Below are 14,452 nucleotides of genomic sequence, written 5' to 3' on the forward strand. Positions count from 1 at the left end.
TTAGATGACTTCAACTGAACCACCTTTAGCAGTGATAGCTTCTTCAGCTGATTTAGAGAATTTAGCAGCTTTAACAGTCAACTTCTTAGTCAACTCACCGTTACCAAGAATCTTAATACCTGATTTTTCAGCTTTAACAATTCCTGATTCTACAAGTACCACTGGAGTTACTTCAGCACCGTCATCAAAGGCGTTCAATTGATCAAGGTTTACAATAGCATATTCTTTAGCGTTGATGTTTGTAAATCCACGTTTTGGAAGACGACGGAACAATGGAGTTTGTCCACCTTCAAAACCAAGGCGTACTCCGCCACCGCTACGAGCTTTTTGACCTTTTTGACCACGACCAGATGTTTTACCGTTACCTGATGAAGTACCACGACCTACACGGTTACGATTTTTACGAGAACCTTCTGCAGGTTTCAATTCATGAAGTTTCATTATATATTTTCTCCTCTTTTGTAAAATGCTAGCGCCGATAAGAGAGAAAAGGTTGTCTCAACTATCAACTCGCCTATACTGAGTCATTTAAGATGACTATATCTAGTTTTAGGGGATGGTCTTATGCACATCCCCTAAAATTTTATTAGTTTACTTCTTCAACTGTTACCAAGTGAGATACTGCAGTGATCATACCACGGATAGCAGCGTTATCTTCTTTAATAACAGAGCTGTTCAATTTGCCAAGTCCAAGTGCTACAACAGTTTTACGTTGTGATGGAATGCGTCCGATTGGAGACTTAGTCAAAGTAATTTTAATTTGAGCCATTTTATCCCCTTTCTTATGCCAAATCAGAAACTGAAATACCACGAAGGGCAGCAACTTCTTCAGCGCGTTTCAATTGTTTCAAACCTTCAACAGTTGCACGAACAATGTTGATTGGAGTGTTAGAGCCAAGTGATTTAGATGTAATATCAGCAACACCCGCCAATTCCACAACGGCACGAACCGCACCACCAGCGGCAACTCCAGAACCTTCTACAGCTGGTTTCAACAATACTTTAGCTCCACCGAATTCTGAAAGAACTTCGTGTGGGATTGTTGTTCCAACCATAGGAACTTCGATCAAGTTTTTCTTAGCATCGTCTACTGCTTTACGGATTGCTTCTGGAACTTCTTGAGCTTTACCAGTACCAAATCCTACGCGACCATTGTGGTCACCAACAACTACAAGAGCTGCAAAACGTAGACGGCGTCCACCTTTAACAACTTTTGTAACACGGTTAACAGCAACTACGCGTTCTTCAAATTCAACTGCATTGTCTTTAAATGCCATTTTCTAGTGTCCTCCTATTAGAATTTCAATCCGTTTTCACGAGCTGCATCAGCCAAAGCTTTCACACGTCCGTGATATAGATATCCACCGCGGTCGAACACCACTTCTGAAATACCTTTAGCACTTGCACGTTCTGCAACGAGTTTACCGACAGCAACGGCTTGTTCAGTTTTAGTTCCTTTTGAAACTTCTTTGTCAAGAGTTGAAGCACTTGCGAGCGTTACACCCGCTACGTCATCAATAACTTGAGCGTAGATGCCTGTATTAGAACGGAATACGTTCAAACGTGGGCGATCAGCAGTTCCAGAGAGTTTTCCGCGAACGCGACGGTGGCGTTTTTGGCGGAGTTTGTTTTTATCTGGTTTAGAAATCACAGTTTTCACCTCTTTAATTTTAAATCGTGTGCTATGCACAAAGTTGGTAATGAGGTTGGTGGTTGAAAATCAACCACTCAACACTATTTACCAGTTTTACCTTCTTTAAGACGAACATATTCGCCAACGTAACGGATACCTTTACCTTTGTATGGTTCTGGTGAACGAAGGCTACGAACGTAAGCAGCTGTTTGACCAACTACTTCTTTTGAAATTCCGCTGATAACGATAGTCGTTGGGTTTGGAAGTTCAAAAGTAATTCCTGCTGGAGCTTCAACTTCATCTGGATGTGATTTACCAACAGCCAAAACAAGTTTGTTTCCTTGAAGTTGAGCACGGTAACCAACCCCACGCATTTCAAGTTCTTTCTTGAATCCTTCTGAAACACCAATAACCATGTTGTTCAAAAGTGCACGAGTAGTTCCGTGGATAGTTTTCATTTCTTTTGAATCGTTTGGACGGTGAAGAGTTACTTCAGTACCTTCCACACGGATTTCAATATCTTTTGAGAACTCACGAGTAAGTTCTCCTTTAGGTCCTTTTACAGTTACAACGTTGTCATTGTTAGTGAGTTCAACACCAGCAGGCAACACGATAACTTTATTACCAATACGTGACATGTTTTTATTCTCCTGTTAAATTGTCAGGCCATAAAGGCCAGTTTTCACGGGGTTTAGATACTTATTTAGTTCAAGAGCTGAACTGAACACGCTCTAAGAACTGTGCAAAATAGATAAGTTGGCTTGTTTATAAACAAACTGCTCCAACTTCCTAATTTTGCTTTGTTCTTTACGAGCTCTGTATCTTGATTTGAGTTCGAGCTAAGAATTTGGTGAAAAAGATAAGTTTGTCTTGGAGCATCGCTCCTGCTACAAACTTCCTATTTTCACTGCATTCTTTTAACGCTCTCACATCATCAATTACCAAACGTAAGCGATAACTTCCCCACCAACATTCTTTTGGCGAGCTTCTTTATCAGTAAGCAAACCTTCTGAAGTTGAAAGGATAGCAATTCCAAGACCGTTAAGTACTTTTGGAAGATCTTCACGTTTTTTGTAGACACGAAGTCCTGGTTTAGAAACACGTTTCAAGTTAGTGATAACTTTTTCACCGTTTGGTCCGTATTTAAGGAATACACGGATGATGCCTTGTTTGTCATCTTCGATGATTTCTACGTTCTTAACAAAACCTTCGCGTTTAAGGATTTCAGCAATCCCTTTTTTGATGTTTGATGCAGGTACTTCAAGTACTTCGTGTTTTGCTTGGTTAGCGTTACGAATACGAGTTAAGAAGTCTGCAATTGGGTCAGTCATAACCATTTTATTTTTCTCCTCTTACTAGTAGTTTGCAAGTTGCACTTGCTAGTTAATACATGATACAGAGAGCGTAACAGCAAGAGCAAAAATAGGCAATTTGATGCAGGAGCCATGCTCCAAAACGAATTGGTCTTTTTTGCCAAAGCTGTAGCTCGTGTTCAAATTGGCTAGCCAAACTGAACTCGGGCTAAACTCTGTGTGAAAAAGATAAACTTTTCTAGAAACTAAAGTTTCTTCGCCAAGTTTCCTATTTTCACTTTGAGTTTTGACGCCCTTGATATCTTAAATTACCAAGATGCTTTTGTTACACCAGGGATTTGACCTTTATATGCCAATTCACGGAAGCAAACACGGCAAAGTTTAAACTTGCGGTAAACTGAGTGTGGACGTCCACAACGTTCACAGCGAGTGTATGCTTGAGTAGAGAACTTCGCTGGGCGTTTGTTCTTAGCAATCATAGATTTTTTAGCCATTAGTTATACCTCCTATATTATTTTGCAAAAGGCATTCCAAGGCCTGTAAGCAATGCACGTGACTCTTCGTCAGTGTTAGCAGTAGTTACGATAACGATGTCAAGACCACGAGTTTTGTCAACGTCATCAAAGTTGATTTCTGGGAAGATCAATTGTTCTTTCACACCAAGTGTGTAGTTTCCGCGTCCATCAAAAGATTTTGTAGGAACACCGTGGAAGTCACGAACACGTGGAAGTGAAACAGATACCAATTTGTCCAAGAATTCGTACATACGTTCACCACGAAGGGTAACTTTTGCACCGATCGCAACACCTTCACGAAGACGGAAGCCGGCGATTGATTTTTTAGCTTTAGTGATAAGTGGTTTTTGACCTGAGATAAGCGCCAATTCTTCAGCAGCTTTTTCAAGACTTTTAGCGTTTGATACAGCTTCACCAACACCCATGTTCAAAACGATTTTATCTACTTTAGGCACAGCCATCACTGATGAGTAGTTGAATTGTTCTGTCAAAGCAGGAACTACTTCATTAAGATATTTTTCTTTTAAACGATTTGCCATTATACTTCTCCTTTCCTTCGTGATTAATCAAGCACTTCGCCTGATTTTTTGTTGTAGCGAACTTTTTTGCCGTCTACAAGTTTATAACCAACGCGTCCAGCTACACCGTTCTTGTCCAAGACTTGAACGTTTGATACATGGATAGCTGCTTCTTTCTCGATGATACCACCTTGAGGAAGCTCGTTAGTTGGACGTTGGTGTTTCTTAACGATGTTAACACCTTCAACGATAACTTTGTTTACTTTTGGAAGGGCAGTAAGGACAACAGCTTCTGTTCCCTTATCTTTACCAGCGATTACGCGAACTTTGTCGCCTTTTTTTACAAACATTAGATTTCTCCTTGATTTTTCTTACGCCCATAAGGGCACCCTGGAAAGTAATCCAGGGGACTAGTTTGTTTTTTTAAAAATTAAAGTACTTCTGGAGCAAGTGATACGATCTTCATGAAACCACCTTCACGCAATTCACGTGCAACTGGTCCAAAGATACGTGTTCCGCGAGGAGTTTTGTCTTCACGGATGATAACTGCTGCATTTTCGTCAAACTTGATGTATGAACCATCAGCACGACGAGCACCTGATTTAGTACGAACGATAACTGCTTTAACAACGTCACCTTTTTTAACCGCACCACCAGGAGTAGCTTGTTTTACAGATGCCACAATAACATCACCGATGTTCGCAAATTTACGTTTAGAACCACCAAGAACTTTGATAGTCAAGATTTCGCGTGCACCGCTGTTGTCTGCGACTTTCAAACGAGTTTCTGTTTGAATCATTTCAGTTTTCTCCTTTCAGGCTTGATTAGATGATAACCGCTTCTTCAACAACTTCTACAAGACGGAAACGTTTTGTAGCTGAAAGCGGGCGAGTTTCCATGATACGTACGATATCGCCTTCTTTGGCAACATTGTTTTCATCATGTGCTTTGTATTTTTTAGAGTAGTTAATACGTTTACCATAGACTGGGTGGTTACGTTTTGTTTCAACTACAACTGTGATTGTCTTGTCCATTTTGTCAGATACAACACGTCCAACAAGAACTTTACGATTATTGCGTTCCATTGAAATTCTCCTTCCCTAGTCTATTATTTCGCTTCAGATTGAACTGTTTTGATACGAGCGATTTGTTTTTTAACTTCTTTCAAGCGAGCTGTTTGTTCTAATTGACCAGTAGCAGCTTGGAAACGAAGTTCGAACAATTCTTTTTTCAATTCGTTTTCGCGCTTCGCGAGTTCTTCTTGAGAAAGACCACGAAGTTCTTTAACAAATTCTTTTACTTCATTAAGTTTCATGCCTTCTCCTTATTCTGCTTCACGTTTTACGAATTTACATTTAACTGGCAATTTGTGGCTTGCAAGACGAAGCGCTTCGCGAGCGATCTCTTCAGATACACCAGCAACTTCAAACATTACTTTACCACGTTTAACTGGTGCTACCCAACCTTCAGGTGCCCCTTTACCAGATCCCATACGAACCCCGATAGCTTTAGCTGTGTATGATTTGTGTGGGAAGATTTTAATCCAAACTTTACCACCACGTTTCATGTAACGAGTCATGGCGATACGAGCAGCCTCGATTTGGCGGTTAGTGATCCAGTGGCTAGTTGTAGCTTGAAGACCGTATTCACCGAATGCTACTTCTTTTCCACCTTTAGCTTCACCGCGCATTTTACCACGGAATTCACGACGGTGTTTAACACGTTTAGGTACTAACATTGGTTATTTACCTCCTTTAGTGTTTTTACGAGCTGGAAGAACTTCACCACGGTAGATCCATACTTTAACACCAAGTTTACCGTATGTAGTATCTGCTTCTTCCCAAGCGTAATCGATATCTGCGCGAAGTGTGTGAAGTGGAACTGTTCCTTCAGAGTATCCTTCAGCACGGGCAATATCTGCACCGTTCAAACGACCTGATACTTGAGTTTTGATTCCTTTAGCTCCAGCACGCATAGCACGTTGGATTGCTTGTTTTTGTGCACGACGGAAAGCAACACGTTGCTCCAATTGACGAGCAATTCCTTCACCAACAAGGTGAGCATCCAAATCAGGTTGTTTGATTTCGATGATGTTAATGTGTACTTGTTTTCCAGTCAATTTGTTAAGTTTTGCACGGAGTGCATCAACGTTAGCACCACCTTTACCGATAACCATACCTGGTTTAGCAGTGTGAAGTGAAACGTTAACTTTGTTTACTGCGCGTTCGATTTCAATAGTTGAAACTGCTGCGTCAGCTAGTTCTTTTTGAACGAATTTACGGATTGCAAGATCTTCATGAAGGTAATCCGCGTATTCTTTTTCAGCATACCATTTGGCATCCCAATCACGGATGATGCCGACACGCATACCAATTGGATGTACTTTTTGACCCACGATTTTACCTCCTTATTTTTCTGCAACAGCCACAGTGATGTGAGCTGTACGTTTGTTAATTGGTGAAGCTGAACCTTTCGCACGTGGACGGAAACGTTTCATAGTTGGTCCTTCATTTGCGAATGCTTCAGATACTACCAAGTTAGCTTTATCCAAACCAAAGTTGTTTTCAGCGTTAGCTACAGCTGAGTTCAAAACTTTCAAGATGATTTCAGCAGCTTTGTTTGGAGTGAATGTCAAGATTGCAATAGCATCGGCTACGCTTTTACCACGAATGTTGTCAAGAACAAGACGTGATTTACGAGGTGAAACACGTACTGTACGAGCCATTGCTTTAGCTGAAGTAATTTCTGCCATTTATGTTCTCCTTATTTTCTACGTGTTTTCTTGTCGTCTGCAGCGTGACCTTTGTAAGTACGAGTTGGTGCAAATTCACCAAGTTTGTGACCTACCATGTCTTCTTGGATGTAAACAGGTACGTGTTTACGTCCATCGTATACTGCAATTGTGTAACCAATGAAACTTGGGAAAATCGTTGAACGACGTGACCAAGTTTTAATAACTTTTTTCTTTTCGTCATTAGCTTGAGCTTCAACTTTTTTCATCAAATGCTCATCGACGAAAGGTCCTTTTTTAAGACTGCGTCCCATTTTTATTTTTTCTCCTTTAAATGTTGTACCACAGCGGCTTGTGCTCTCATGGAGCACTACCGAGCTGGCGGATTATCTAGCACTTAAGCGACTAGTTTAAAATTATTTCTCGTTGCGACGACGAACGATAAGTTTGTCAGATTTCGCTTTCTTGTTACGAGTTTTAAGACCAAGAGCAGGTTTGCCCCATGGAGTTGATGGTGCTTTACGACCAACTGGTGCTTTACCTTCACCACCACCGTGTGGGTGATCGTTAGGGTTCATTACAGAACCACGAACTGTTGGGCGGATACCTTTCCAACGGCTTCGTCCTGCTTTACCAAGGTTTACAAGTCCATGTTGTTCGTTTCCGACAACACCAACTGTAGCACGACAAGTTCCAAGAATCATACGAACTTCACCTGATTGAAGACGAACAAGCACGTATTTACCTTCTTGACCCAATACTTGAGCTGAAGCTCCAGCAGCACGAACCAATTCACCACCGCGGCCAGGTTTCAACTCAATGTTGTGAACCAAAGTACCAACTGGGATGTTAGCAAGTGGAAGAGCGTTACCTACTTTAATATCAGCTTCTGGACCTGAAACGATACGTTGACCAACTTCAAGACCTTTTGGAGCGATAATGTAAGCTTTTACACCGTCAGTGTAATGTACAAGAGCGATGTTTGCAGAACGGTTTGGATCGTACTCGATAGTTTTAACAACTGCTTCAACGTTATCTTTGTTACGTTTGAAGTCAACCAAACGGTAGAAACGTTTGTGTCCCCCACCGTGGTGACGAACAGTGATTCGACCGTTGTTGTTACGACCAGCCTGTTTCTTCAAAGCAACAAGCAATGATTTTTCCGGTGTGCTTGTTGTGATTTCAGCGAAATCCAAAGAAGTCATATTACGGCGACCGTTTGTTGTTGGTTTATAAACACGAATTCCCACGATATTTCCTCCTTAGATTATTCAGCTTCAGCTGCGAACAACTCGATTGCTTTAGAATCAGCTGCAAGCGTGATGATAGCTTTTTTAGTTTTGTTAGTGAAACCAGCGTAACGTCCAACACGTTTTGCTTTTGGTTTTACGTTGATTGTGTTAACATTTGCAACTTTAACACCTTCGAAAGCAGCTTCAACAGCTTGCTTGATCAAAAGTTTGTGTGCACGAGTGTCAACTTCAAATACATATTTGCCTGCTTCAAGTTGAGCCATTGAGCTTTCAGTGATAACAGGTTTTTTGATAACATCATACAAATTCATTATGCAAGAACCTCCTCGATTTTAGAGATAGCTGCTTGAGTAACAAGGAGTTTGTCACTATTTGCGATGTCAAGAACACTTGCAGTTGTAGCAGTCGCAACTTTCACGTTTGGAAGGTTACGAGCTGAAAGAGCTGCGAATTCGTTTCCTTCTTCAAGAATAACAAGGACTTTAGAATCGATGCTCAAAGCTGCAAGAACTTTTGCAAATTCAGCAGTTTTTGGAGCTGTAAATTCAAGAGAATCAACGGCTACAAATTTGTTTTCAGCAACTTTTTCTGAGTAAACAGATTTAAGTGCAAGGCGACGAACTTTTTGAGGAAGTTTGTACGCATAGCTACGTGGAGTTGGTCCGAAGACGATTCCACCACCACGCCATTGTGGAGAGCGGATAGAACCTTGACGAGCACGTCCAGTTCCTTTTTGACGCCATGGTTTGCGTCCGCCACCTGAAACAGCTGAGCGGTTCTTAACTGCGTGAGTTCCTTGACGAAGGCTAGCGCGTTGGCTGATGATCACATCAAACACAACAGATTGGTTTGGTTCGATACCAAAGATTGCATCGTTAAGAACAACTTCGCCCGCTTGTTTACCAGTTTGGTCGAATAATGTTACATTTGCCATTTTGACTGTGTTCCCCTTTCCTTATTATTTACCAGCTTTAACTGCTGACTTGATAGTGATAAGAGATTTCTTAGCACCTGGTACGTTACCTTTGATAAGGATAACATTCTTTTCTGGAACAACTTGTACAACTTCAAGGTTTTGAATTGTTACGCGGTCACCACCCATACGTCCTGCAAGGTTTTTACCTTTGAATACGCGGTTAGGTGCAACAGGTCCCATAGAACCTGGACGACGGTGGTAACGAGAACCGTGAGCCATAGGTCCACGTGATTGTCCGTGGCGTTTGATAACACCTTGGAAGCCTTTACCTTTAGATGTACCAGTTACATCAACAATGTCTCCAGCTGCGAAAGTTTCAACTGTGATTTCAGCACCAACTTCCAAGCCTTCAACGTTTTTGAATTCACGAATGAAGCGCTTAGGAGCCGTGTTAGCTTTTGCTACATGTCCTTTAGCAGGTTTGTTGCTCAATACTTCGCGTTTGTCATCGAAACCAACTTGAATAGCGTTGTAACCATCTGTTTCAACAGTTTTAACTTGAAGAACAACGTTTGGAGTTGCTTCGATAACTGTTACAGGGATCAATTCGCCAGCTTCAGTGAAGATTTGAGTCATTCCCACTTTTTTCCCTAAGATTCCTTTTGTCATGAGAAAATAGTTCCTTTTCTATATTTTTTTATTCAAAAAGTTTTTAACGAGCGTTTTTTATGCTCAAGGTTTCAAACTTTAGATTAAAGTTTGATTTCTACGTTTACACCACTTGGAAGATCCAATTTCATCAAAGCGTCAACTGTTTTTTGAGTTGGATTGATGATATCGATCAAACGTTTGTGTGTACGCATTTCGAATTGTTCGCGAGAATCTTTATATTTGTGAGTCGCACGAATGATTGTGTAGAGGCTACGCTCAGTTGGAAGTGGGATTGGACCCGCAACTTGTGCACCTGTACGAGTAGCTGATTCTACGATTTTTGCAGCCGCTGTGTCAAGCGTACGGTGTTCGTAAGCTTTCAAACGGATACGGATTTTTTTGTTTGCCATCTTTTTCTCCTTTTCGTCTATTTAAGATAATAGGCTAGCTCCACAAGAAAACCGACGCGCGTTGCGTGGCAATGCAACCGAGCGTGTCGCAACCTCTTGCATCAAAGCTAAGGCTGTAATTTACAGCACCATAATAGAATAACACAAAGCCCCTGCGATTGCAAGGGATTTGACAGGATTTTTTAAATTTTTCGAATGAAACTGTTTTCCTCGATTCAATTACTAAGGCAAACCTATTCAAAAGTATTAATTTTTGATTTTGCTTCTATATAATATTCATAATATTTGTTTTGATCTGAAATTTATCATTTGATTGATTTATCAAGATATCCGCTTTTGACTCGGTTTCTTTATAGTATTGCAGATACTGCTCTCGTCTCATTTGCTTACTAGCCAATATAAAGGATGCATCGCCATTTCTCACAGCCGTATCTCGAGCTAGACGCCTCTTTAATTCTGTCTCTTCATCCGTGTAGAAACAAATGGTTTTGTCAAAGAGTTCCTTTGGAAGAAAACCCACAGACATCCCTTCGACTATCAGAATTGGTTTTGCCCCCGATAAGACCTCACTAGCCTTCCAAGGTTCTTCGATTGTCAAGACATCCATACCTGCCTGCAGGGCCAGAATATCTCTCTGTAAACTTGCCAGTTCATGCGCCACTGGCAAACAGGCTGTTACCTTTTGGTCTGGCGCTTGCTTTGGTACTACCAGATGACGTTCAGATGTAATATAGGGATCTGTTTCTAGTAAATTTACCTTTTCAGCATCCAGTACTTGGTATAAGTCTTGGGCAAAAGTTGATTTACCTGAAGCACCATGACCGTAGATCCCTAGCGTCCTAATTCTTCCTGAGTCTATTTTTGAGACCAGTTGCTCTATTAAGTCTTTTTTCTTCATTCTCTCTTGACCTGTTCATAGCTTTCTTTTCCGTCATTAAGCTTGTCCCAAATCACCACTTGCCCACTTTTGAGGGATTTTTGTACATCGATAATTCGTTGATTGGAAGAGCCGCGGAACTGGAGCATGAGATTACGCTTGCTTTTGTCATACCGACCATCGACTAAGATATCAATCATGGATAAAAGTTCTAGTTTATCTGGAGTTTCTAACAGCATTTCTTCCCAGGTATATCCTGTCCAAGACCAGATATCTTTATCTGGCAATTCTTTTCGAATGCGTTTGACTAGGGGCAAAAGAATACCTGTATTGAGGAATGGCTCTCCACCGAGTAGAGTCAAACCTTGAACATAAGGCTGAGCCAAGTCTGCCATGATTTGTTCTTCTAATTCTAGCGTATAAGGAATCCCGGCATTAAAGGCCCAGGTCGCTACATTGTAACAGCCCTCACAGTGAAACATACAACCTGCTACGTAAAGGGAGTTGCGCACCCCTTCTCCATCCACAAAATTAAAAGCTTTGTAGTCAATGATACGTCCCTGACTAAGCTCTTCGCTCTTCCACTCGCCTGGTTTTGGTGTATTCCATGTCATGCTTTCTACTCCAACTCTATCCAATAGCGCTCCGTTCCATTCCGAACATCCTCCAACTCCCCACCATTAGCTAAGATAACAGCTCGGCTGGCTGGATTTTCCGTGCTACAAGTCACCAGAGCACGATGGATGTTCTTTTCCTTAGCAACTTGCAAGCCCTGACGGAGAGCTTCCTTAGCATAACCTTTGCCTCTTTCAGACGGTCGGATGGAATAGCCAATATGACCACCTTCTTCCAATAAGAAGTCATTGAGACGCAATCGAAGGTTGAGGAATCCAACTGCTTTACCATCTTTTGCAAAAGCAACTAACTGAATATCAGGCACCCACCCTTCAGGCAAATTAATTCCCATTTCATGATTCTGGTTACTTTCCAACCACTCTTCGTAAATAAAACCCTCAGCATTCCAAAAGCCACCATCGTGGGCTGATTGAGTCTGTTCAAACTCTGCCATCATCTCCAAAACTGTTTCTTTATCTGCCAATGTTGGTCTGCGTAATATCATCTTTACCTCCCGCTATGAGAAAAGTGAGAGGGGACTCTCACTTTTTCTTGTTCTTATTTAAAAATTGTTCTCTAAGGCTGGCTACTCGATCTTTTTTATTGACTCCACCCTTTGAATGCTTTTCGTGGAATCGTTGAACCAAGGCCTTCCCCTTATCGTCTAATTGATATTTTCCCATGCTATCTCTTTCTAATTTGTTACTTCATGCCCTGCTGTTTTAATGGTTGAACCGTTCATGTGTTTGACACGCGCAGCAATTTCCTTGTGACGACCATTCACCATCGGACGCGCTTGCGGATTTCCAAGATAGCCACAGGTCCGTTTAACAACATCGACTGTTTTAGGGTCACTATTGCCACAGTTAGGACACGCAAATCCTCTCTCAGTTGGATCAAAGTCTCCTTCGAAATCACACTTGTAGCAACGATCAATCGGAGTATTAGTCCCTAGATAACCTACACGATCATAAGCATAATCCCAAACAGCTTCCAAGGCCTTGGGATTTTGTTGAAGAACCGGATACTCACAGTAGTGGATAAATCCACCTGATGCTCCCGCTTCTGGATAAACCTTCTCGAAGTCCAATTTTTCAAAAGGAGTTGGATTTTTACGGACATCATAATGGAAGGAATTTGTGTAGTATTCCTTATCTGTGATGTCTGGAATAGAACCGAATTTCTCTGTATCCAAACGACAGAAACGGTCTGTCAAACTTTCAGACGGTGTAGAGTAGATAGAAAAGTGATAACCATATTGGTCAGACCACTCTTCTACACGACGTTTCATATCGCGAATAATATCAAGGGTGAACTCTTTGGCTTCTGGATTGCGTTCCCAATGATTACCAAAGAAGACAGTCGCCACTTCATACAAGCCGATATAGCCCAGAGAAATAGTTGCACGACGATTCTTAAAGAGTTGATCAACACTTTCTTCTTTTCCAAGACGGCGTCCGAAGGCTCCATATTGATAAAGAATTGGTGCATTAGCTGGAGTGGCTTCCTTGGTTCTTTCCACACGGTAAACCAGTGCATCTTCTGCGATATTCATACGCTCATTGAAGATTTCCCAGAACTTGTTCAGGTCGCCTTCAGATTCAAGAGCGATACGAGGAAGATTGACTGTCACAACTCCTAGGTTCATACGGCCCGAATTGACTTCTACTCCATTTTCATCCTTCCATCCTTGAAGGAATGAACGGCATCCCATCGGTACCTTGAAAGAACCTGTCAACTCGACAATCTTATCATAAGACAAGACATCTGGGTACATCCGTTTAGTTGCGCATTCGAGAGCCAATTGCTTAATGTCGTAGTTAGGAGAGCCTTCCTCTAAGTTAAGACCTCTTTTAAGGGTGAAAATGAGTTTAGGAAAGATTGCTGTACGGTGTTCTGATCCAAGCCCCTTGATACGAATGTTCAGGATTGCCTTTTGAATTTCGCGTTCAAAACGACTGGTACCTAGACCGAAACCAAGAGAGGTAAATGGCGTTTGCCCATTTGATGTAAAGAGCGTATTTATTTCATACTCAAGGGATTGCATAGCATCGTAGATATCTTTTTGGGTTTTCTTCCAGGCATATTCTTCGCGTTTATCAGGCAGAACCCATTCCTCCGCATCTTTGAGGTGCTTTTGGTAATTTTTCTCTGCGTAAGGAGCCAGAACTTCATCAATACGGTCTGCTGAACAGCCTCCATACTGACTCGATGCAACATTGGCGATGATTTGCGAAATCTGCGCCGTCGCTGTTTGGATAGACTTAGGACTCTCTACCTCCGCATTCCCAATCTTAAAGCCATTTTTCAACATGCCCTTGAAATCAATCAAACAACAGTTGGTCATTGGTGTGTAGGGGCTATAATCCAAATCATGATAATGAATCTCACCTTTTTGATGGGCATTAGCCACATGTTTAGGAAGCATTTGGAGTCCAATCGACTTCCCAACAATCCCCGCAGTCAAGTCACGTTGCGTGTTAAAAACATTACTATCCTTGTTGGCATTTTCATTGACAACCGCCTGATCTTTACTGAGAAGCTTATGAATGCTGAAGTTGATATCTGTCGCTTTTGAGCGCTCAAAATCCCTTTGGGTCCGATAGGTAATATACTCCTCTGCCAGAGCATACTCTCTAGCCTCAAGCAATTCATGTTCTACGATATTTTGAATTTCATAGATTTTAACATCTTTGGGAAAACGGCTATGAATCTCAGCAACAATCCGTTCAACCAAGCTATTCAAACGCTTTTCTACCAAGGGAGTCACATCCATAACCTTTTCTGCAGCCTTACGAAGTGCCTTATCTATTTTTTCTACATCAAAGACTACTCGTCTCCCGTCACGCTTTTCTACAAATAAAGTCGGACTAGGAGCAGTTTTTTCTTCCAATACAATCATATCCAGACTCTTTTCTAAAATGTAATATCTAAGAAGTATTATATCACTTAAAAAATAAAAATCAATATCTTGTGTGTTTTTTTGAAAAAATGATTTTTTTACACAAGATATTGATTAT

At 41.3% G+C, this 14,452-nt stretch carries 26 protein-coding genes; all 26 read right to left on the reverse strand.

The window, feature by feature from the left end; genetic code table 11:
- The 26 genes from rplO to nrdD all read right to left on the reverse strand — a co-directional run bounded on the left by rplO (nucleotide 1) and on the right by nrdD (nucleotide 14,334).
- Nucleotides 1-441 carry a 50S ribosomal protein L15 gene (rplO, locus tag QM847_RS06940; RefSeq protein WP_250307901.1) on the reverse strand — a complete coding sequence of 147 codons (441 nt, stop codon included), beginning with the start codon at nucleotides 439-441 and terminating at the stop codon, nucleotides 1-3.
- A gap of 145 nt (nucleotides 442-586) precedes the next feature.
- Nucleotides 587-769: a 50S ribosomal protein L30 gene (rpmD, locus tag QM847_RS06945; RefSeq protein ID WP_000057241.1), complete on the reverse strand. Its 183-nt coding sequence runs from the start codon at nucleotides 767-769 to the stop codon at nucleotides 587-589.
- Nucleotides 770-782: 13 nt separating this feature from the next.
- Nucleotides 783-1,277 (reverse strand): 30S ribosomal protein S5, encoded by a 495-nt coding sequence (gene rpsE, locus QM847_RS06950; protein ID WP_000874196.1) that lies wholly within the window; start codon nucleotides 1,275-1,277, stop codon nucleotides 783-785.
- 17 nt (nucleotides 1,278-1,294) lie between these two features.
- Entirely contained in the window at nucleotides 1,295-1,651 is a 357-nt protein-coding gene (rplR, locus tag QM847_RS06955; protein WP_004251098.1) for a 50S ribosomal protein L18, read from the reverse strand.
- 83 nt (nucleotides 1,652-1,734) lie between these two features.
- Nucleotides 1,735-2,271, reverse strand: coding sequence for a 50S ribosomal protein L6 (rplF, locus tag QM847_RS06960; RefSeq protein WP_075565061.1), 537 nt, complete (start codon nucleotides 2,269-2,271; stop codon nucleotides 1,735-1,737).
- A gap of 300 nt (nucleotides 2,272-2,571) precedes the next feature.
- Nucleotides 2,572-2,970 carry a 30S ribosomal protein S8 gene (rpsH, locus tag QM847_RS06965; protein ID WP_000245504.1) on the reverse strand — a complete coding sequence of 133 codons (399 nt, stop codon included), beginning with the start codon at nucleotides 2,968-2,970 and terminating at the stop codon, nucleotides 2,572-2,574.
- A gap of 284 nt (nucleotides 2,971-3,254) precedes the next feature.
- A complete protein-coding gene (locus QM847_RS06970) occupies nucleotides 3,255-3,440 on the reverse strand; it encodes a type Z 30S ribosomal protein S14 (RefSeq protein ID WP_001085699.1) in 186 nt (61 codons plus the stop codon).
- Between the two features lie 17 nt (nucleotides 3,441-3,457).
- The gene (gene rplE / locus QM847_RS06975; protein WP_000013542.1) at nucleotides 3,458-4,000 is read right to left on the reverse strand and encodes a 50S ribosomal protein L5; all 543 of its coding nucleotides are present in this window, start codon (nucleotides 3,998-4,000) and stop codon (nucleotides 3,458-3,460) included.
- A gap of 23 nt (nucleotides 4,001-4,023) precedes the next feature.
- Nucleotides 4,024-4,329 carry a 50S ribosomal protein L24 gene (gene rplX / locus QM847_RS06980; protein ID WP_414354729.1) on the reverse strand — a complete coding sequence of 102 codons (306 nt, stop codon included), beginning with the start codon at nucleotides 4,327-4,329 and terminating at the stop codon, nucleotides 4,024-4,026.
- 80 nt (nucleotides 4,330-4,409) lie between these two features.
- Complete coding sequence (gene rplN, locus QM847_RS06985; protein WP_000616548.1) at nucleotides 4,410-4,778, reverse strand: 50S ribosomal protein L14; 369 nt, start codon at nucleotides 4,776-4,778, stop codon at nucleotides 4,410-4,412.
- Between the two features lie 25 nt (nucleotides 4,779-4,803).
- Complete coding sequence (rpsQ, locus tag QM847_RS06990) at nucleotides 4,804-5,064, reverse strand: 30S ribosomal protein S17 (protein ID WP_000440801.1); 261 nt, start codon at nucleotides 5,062-5,064, stop codon at nucleotides 4,804-4,806.
- 23 nt (nucleotides 5,065-5,087) lie between these two features.
- Nucleotides 5,088-5,294 (reverse strand): 50S ribosomal protein L29, encoded by a 207-nt coding sequence (gene rpmC / locus QM847_RS06995; protein WP_000772918.1) that lies wholly within the window; start codon nucleotides 5,292-5,294, stop codon nucleotides 5,088-5,090.
- Nucleotides 5,295-5,303: 9 nt separating this feature from the next.
- Nucleotides 5,304-5,717, reverse strand: coding sequence for a 50S ribosomal protein L16 (gene rplP / locus QM847_RS07000; protein WP_000960948.1), 414 nt, complete (start codon nucleotides 5,715-5,717; stop codon nucleotides 5,304-5,306).
- A 3-nt stretch (nucleotides 5,718-5,720) separates the two neighbouring features.
- On the reverse strand, nucleotides 5,721-6,374 hold the full coding sequence (gene rpsC, locus QM847_RS07005) for a 30S ribosomal protein S3 (RefSeq protein ID WP_000529936.1): 654 nt from the start codon (nucleotides 6,372-6,374) through the stop codon (nucleotides 5,721-5,723).
- 12 nt (nucleotides 6,375-6,386) lie between these two features.
- A complete protein-coding gene (gene rplV, locus QM847_RS07010) occupies nucleotides 6,387-6,731 on the reverse strand; it encodes a 50S ribosomal protein L22 (RefSeq protein ID WP_000818137.1) in 345 nt (114 codons plus the stop codon).
- 11 nt (nucleotides 6,732-6,742) lie between these two features.
- Complete coding sequence (rpsS, locus tag QM847_RS07015) at nucleotides 6,743-7,024, reverse strand: 30S ribosomal protein S19 (protein ID WP_000533766.1); 282 nt, start codon at nucleotides 7,022-7,024, stop codon at nucleotides 6,743-6,745.
- A gap of 102 nt (nucleotides 7,025-7,126) precedes the next feature.
- The gene (rplB, locus tag QM847_RS07020; protein ID WP_075228994.1) at nucleotides 7,127-7,960 is read right to left on the reverse strand and encodes a 50S ribosomal protein L2; all 834 of its coding nucleotides are present in this window, start codon (nucleotides 7,958-7,960) and stop codon (nucleotides 7,127-7,129) included.
- Between the two features lie 17 nt (nucleotides 7,961-7,977).
- Complete coding sequence (locus QM847_RS07025; RefSeq protein WP_269798442.1) at nucleotides 7,978-8,274, reverse strand: 50S ribosomal protein L23; 297 nt, start codon at nucleotides 8,272-8,274, stop codon at nucleotides 7,978-7,980.
- Entirely contained in the window at nucleotides 8,274-8,897 is a 624-nt protein-coding gene (gene rplD / locus QM847_RS07030) for a 50S ribosomal protein L4 (protein WP_000024549.1), read from the reverse strand. Before rplD ends, QM847_RS07025 begins: the two co-directional genes overlap by 1 nt.
- Before the next feature lie 24 nt (nucleotides 8,898-8,921).
- Nucleotides 8,922-9,548 carry a 50S ribosomal protein L3 gene (rplC, locus tag QM847_RS07035; protein WP_004251088.1) on the reverse strand — a complete coding sequence of 209 codons (627 nt, stop codon included), beginning with the start codon at nucleotides 9,546-9,548 and terminating at the stop codon, nucleotides 8,922-8,924.
- 83 nt (nucleotides 9,549-9,631) lie between these two features.
- A complete protein-coding gene (gene rpsJ, locus QM847_RS07040) occupies nucleotides 9,632-9,940 on the reverse strand; it encodes a 30S ribosomal protein S10 (RefSeq protein ID WP_003009585.1) in 309 nt (102 codons plus the stop codon).
- Between the two features lie 265 nt (nucleotides 9,941-10,205).
- A complete protein-coding gene (locus QM847_RS07045) occupies nucleotides 10,206-10,838 on the reverse strand; it encodes a uridine kinase (protein WP_269797825.1) in 633 nt (210 codons plus the stop codon).
- Nucleotides 10,835-11,431 (reverse strand): anaerobic ribonucleoside-triphosphate reductase activating protein, encoded by a 597-nt coding sequence (nrdG, locus tag QM847_RS07050; protein ID WP_269797826.1) that lies wholly within the window; start codon nucleotides 11,429-11,431, stop codon nucleotides 10,835-10,837. Before nrdG ends, QM847_RS07045 begins: the two co-directional genes overlap by 4 nt.
- Nucleotides 11,432-11,436: 5 nt before the next feature.
- Complete coding sequence (locus tag QM847_RS07055) at nucleotides 11,437-11,937, reverse strand: GNAT family N-acetyltransferase (RefSeq protein ID WP_269797827.1); 501 nt, start codon at nucleotides 11,935-11,937, stop codon at nucleotides 11,437-11,439.
- Nucleotides 11,938-11,974: 37 nt separating this feature from the next.
- Nucleotides 11,975-12,115, reverse strand: coding sequence for a hypothetical protein (locus tag QM847_RS07060; RefSeq protein ID WP_000521611.1), 141 nt, complete (start codon nucleotides 12,113-12,115; stop codon nucleotides 11,975-11,977).
- An 11-nt stretch (nucleotides 12,116-12,126) separates the two neighbouring features.
- Nucleotides 12,127-14,334, reverse strand: a complete 2,208-nt coding sequence (gene nrdD, locus QM847_RS07065) for an anaerobic ribonucleoside-triphosphate reductase (protein WP_269797828.1) — start codon at nucleotides 14,332-14,334, stop codon at nucleotides 12,127-12,129.
- Nucleotides 14,335-14,452 lie beyond the last annotated feature (118 nt).

This window comes from Streptococcus timonensis, from assembly GCF_047463455.1.
Lineage (GTDB): Bacteria > Bacillota > Bacilli > Lactobacillales > Streptococcaceae > Streptococcus > Streptococcus timonensis_B.

Bases quoted from the DNA above. Each gene is read 5' to 3' on its own strand.
- rplO (WP_250307901.1), bottom strand. From the start codon at position 441: ATGAAACTTCATGAATTGAAACCTGCAGAAGGTTCTCGTAAAAATCGT.
- rpmD (WP_000057241.1), bottom strand. From the start codon at position 769: ATGGCTCAAATTAAAATTACTTTGACTAAGTCTCCAATCGGACGCATT.
- rpsE (WP_000874196.1), bottom strand. From the start codon at position 1,277: ATGGCATTTAAAGACAATGCAGTTGAATTTGAAGAACGCGTAGTTGCT.
- rplF (WP_075565061.1), bottom strand. From the start codon at position 2,271: ATGTCACGTATTGGTAATAAAGTTATCGTGTTGCCTGCTGGTGTTGAA.
- rpsH (WP_000245504.1), bottom strand. From the start codon at position 2,970: ATGGTTATGACTGACCCAATTGCAGACTTCTTAACTCGTATTCGTAAC.
- QM847_RS06970 (WP_001085699.1), bottom strand. From the start codon at position 3,440: ATGGCTAAAAAATCTATGATTGCTAAGAACAAACGCCCAGCGAAGTTC.
- rplE (WP_000013542.1), bottom strand. From the start codon at position 4,000: ATGGCAAATCGTTTAAAAGAAAAATATCTTAATGAAGTAGTTCCTGCT.
- rplX (WP_414354729.1), bottom strand. From the start codon at position 4,329: ATGTTTGTAAAAAAAGGCGACAAAGTTCGCGTAATCGCTGGTAAAGAT.
- rplN (WP_000616548.1), bottom strand. From the start codon at position 4,778: ATGATTCAAACAGAAACTCGTTTGAAAGTCGCAGACAACAGCGGTGCA.
- rpsQ (WP_000440801.1), bottom strand. From the start codon at position 5,064: ATGGAACGCAATAATCGTAAAGTTCTTGTTGGACGTGTTGTATCTGAC.
- rpmC (WP_000772918.1), bottom strand. From the start codon at position 5,294: ATGAAACTTAATGAAGTAAAAGAATTTGTTAAAGAACTTCGTGGTCTT.
- rplP (WP_000960948.1), bottom strand. From the start codon at position 5,717: ATGTTAGTACCTAAACGTGTTAAACACCGTCGTGAATTCCGTGGTAAA.
- rplV (WP_000818137.1), bottom strand. From the start codon at position 6,731: ATGGCAGAAATTACTTCAGCTAAAGCAATGGCTCGTACAGTACGTGTT.
- rpsS (WP_000533766.1), bottom strand. From the start codon at position 7,024: ATGGGACGCAGTCTTAAAAAAGGACCTTTCGTCGATGAGCATTTGATG.
- QM847_RS07025 (WP_269798442.1), bottom strand. From the start codon at position 8,274: ATGAATTTGTATGATGTTATCAAAAAACCTGTTATCACTGAAAGCTCA.
- rplD (WP_000024549.1), bottom strand. From the start codon at position 8,897: ATGGCAAATGTAACATTATTCGACCAAACTGGTAAACAAGCGGGCGAA.
- rplC (WP_004251088.1), bottom strand. From the start codon at position 9,548: ATGACAAAAGGAATCTTAGGGAAAAAAGTGGGAATGACTCAAATCTTC.
- rpsJ (WP_003009585.1), bottom strand. From the start codon at position 9,940: ATGGCAAACAAAAAAATCCGTATCCGTTTGAAAGCTTACGAACACCGT.
- QM847_RS07045 (WP_269797825.1), bottom strand. From the start codon at position 10,838: ATGAAGAAAAAAGACTTAATAGAGCAACTGGTCTCAAAAATAGACTCA.
- nrdG (WP_269797826.1), bottom strand. From the start codon at position 11,431: ATGACATGGAATACACCAAAACCAGGCGAGTGGAAGAGCGAAGAGCTT.
- QM847_RS07055 (WP_269797827.1), bottom strand. From the start codon at position 11,937: ATGATATTACGCAGACCAACATTGGCAGATAAAGAAACAGTTTTGGAG.
- QM847_RS07060 (WP_000521611.1), bottom strand. From the start codon at position 12,115: ATGGGAAAATATCAATTAGACGATAAGGGGAAGGCCTTGGTTCAACGA.
- nrdD (WP_269797828.1), bottom strand. From the start codon at position 14,334: ATGATTGTATTGGAAGAAAAAACTGCTCCTAGTCCGACTTTATTTGTA.